The sequence below is a fragment of the Streptomyces vastus genome (genome assembly GCF_039532825.1).
In the GTDB taxonomy this organism is placed as follows: Bacteria; Actinomycetota; Actinomycetes; order Streptomycetales; family Streptomycetaceae; genus Streptomyces; species Streptomyces vastus.
Genome location: NZ_BAAASJ010000038.1, coordinates 1 through 1,748, shown reverse-complemented (window position 1 = coordinate 1,748; position 1,748 = coordinate 1). Strand labels below are relative to the sequence as shown.

General features: G+C 70.5%; 2 protein-coding genes. Both read right to left on the bottom strand.

The window, feature by feature from the left end; genetic code table 11:
- Positions 1 to 1,275 (bottom strand): recombinase family protein (locus tag ABD357_RS19500; protein WP_344391620.1); only part of this gene is annotated, 1,275 nt, incomplete at its 3' end.
- 132 nt (positions 1,276 to 1,407) lie between these two features.
- Positions 1,408 to 1,748 (bottom strand): hypothetical protein (locus ABD357_RS19495; protein ID WP_344391619.1); only part of this gene is annotated, 341 nt, incomplete at its 5' end.

The following is a 1,748-nucleotide window of genomic DNA, read 5'->3' as shown; positions in this document are numbered from 1 at the left end:
GCGAGTGATCGCTGCGGTGGCCTTGGCCAGGGCCAGTTCGAGACGGCTGCGCTGGCGGGTGGCGGGGTCGGAAGAGCGGGCGCGTTCCAGCCGCTTGTCGATCTCGGACCGGATCAGGTGCGGGTCGGCGATGATCGCGATGATGTGGTCCCAGACGACGGTGTCGAGGTAGTCGGCCCGGACGGGCTTGTTGGTGCAGACCCGCCCGCCCTCGTAGCGGTAGTCGTCGGAGCCCAGGCACCGGTAGTAGTAGATCTTTTTGCCGGAGGAGGTGGTGGTCGAGGTGCGGTAGTAGCCGTATCCGCAGCTCACGCAGGCCGACAGGCCCTGAAGGAGGGAGGGGACCTTGCTGTTGCGCGAGGCGAAGCGCTTGTTGTCGGCGAGTCGCTGGGCGGCGCGTTCGAAGGTCGCCGGGGTGATGAGCGCGGGGACGGGGATGGTGATCCACTCCTCGTGGGGCCGGTCCTCGTACTTGATCGCGCGTGGGGTGGTGCGGCCCTCCAGCCTCGCACGGCGGTTCAGCCCCGGGGACTCGTGGACGGTCCGGGTCTTGCCGAAGGCAGCCTGGCCGGCGTAGGCGGGGTTGCGGAGCATGCCCCAGACGACGCTGCGGTCCCAGCGGGTCTTGCCGGTGCGGGTCGGGGTGTTGCTGCTGGTGAGCCAGCGGGTCAGGTCCGCGATGGAGGCTGCGTCGTCGGTGTAGCGGCGGAACAGCTCGACCACCAGCGCCGCCTCGGACTCGACGATCTCGTAGGTGGCCCCGCACTCAGGGGTTTTGCGCAAGTAGCGGTAGCCGAACGGAGCGCCGCCCAGCACGTTGACCGATCCCGAGCGGGCCCGGTAGGTCTTCCCGCGCCGGTAGCGCTCCATCAGCTGGGCCTTCTCGTACTCGGCGAACATGCCCTGGAACTGGACCATCAGCTGGTCCTCGGGAGTGTCGCCGCGCGGGCCGCGCACGAACTCCACCCGGGTGCCGGCGCGGGCGAACTCCTCGATCAGCAGGGCCTGGTAGGCGAACTTACGGGCCAGGCGGTCCGGTGCGTAGCACAGCACCACGTCCACGCCGACCTGGGCGACCAGGTCCCGCAGCCGCTCCAGCGCGGGCCGCACCAGGGTCGCCCCGGAGTGGCCCTCGTCCTCGAACACCCACTCCTCGGGCAGCTCAAGATGCTGGCCGGCGGCGTGCGCGCGCAGGGCCGCGGTCTGCGAGCCGATCGTCTGGTCCTTCTTCTGCCGGGCGGAGGACACCCGGGCGTAGATCGCCACGCTGGTCATCGGACACTCCTGCCTGATCGCGGCCGGCCCGCACCCGGGTCCGCCGCTGCGGCACCAACACCAAGTAGGCCGCGGACAGGTCCGCTGCCGCGTGACGGTCGAAAACCGCTTCCGTCTCCACCAGCCGGCCCTTCACCTGCGGGGCCGGCCCTCCGGGACGCCTCGCTCAAGGAACTCCGCCAGGGCCCGGGCCACCACCGCGGAGATCGTCGCCTTATCCTCACGAGCACGTGCGCGCACCTGTCCCACCAGCGAGCCGGGCAGCTTGACGGTGAACACCACACTCGACTCAGGGACTTCGACTCGGCCAGCAGCCATGGCCTGCTCCAGATACCGGCGTGCCTGACGCACCGACACCCCGTACCTACTCGCCAACGTGCGGGCGGCTGCGGCCGCGGGCACCCCCGCTCCGGCCAGATCCGCGGCGGCGTTGACCCGCCGGGCGTACTCGACGCTATCGACACGATCACCAC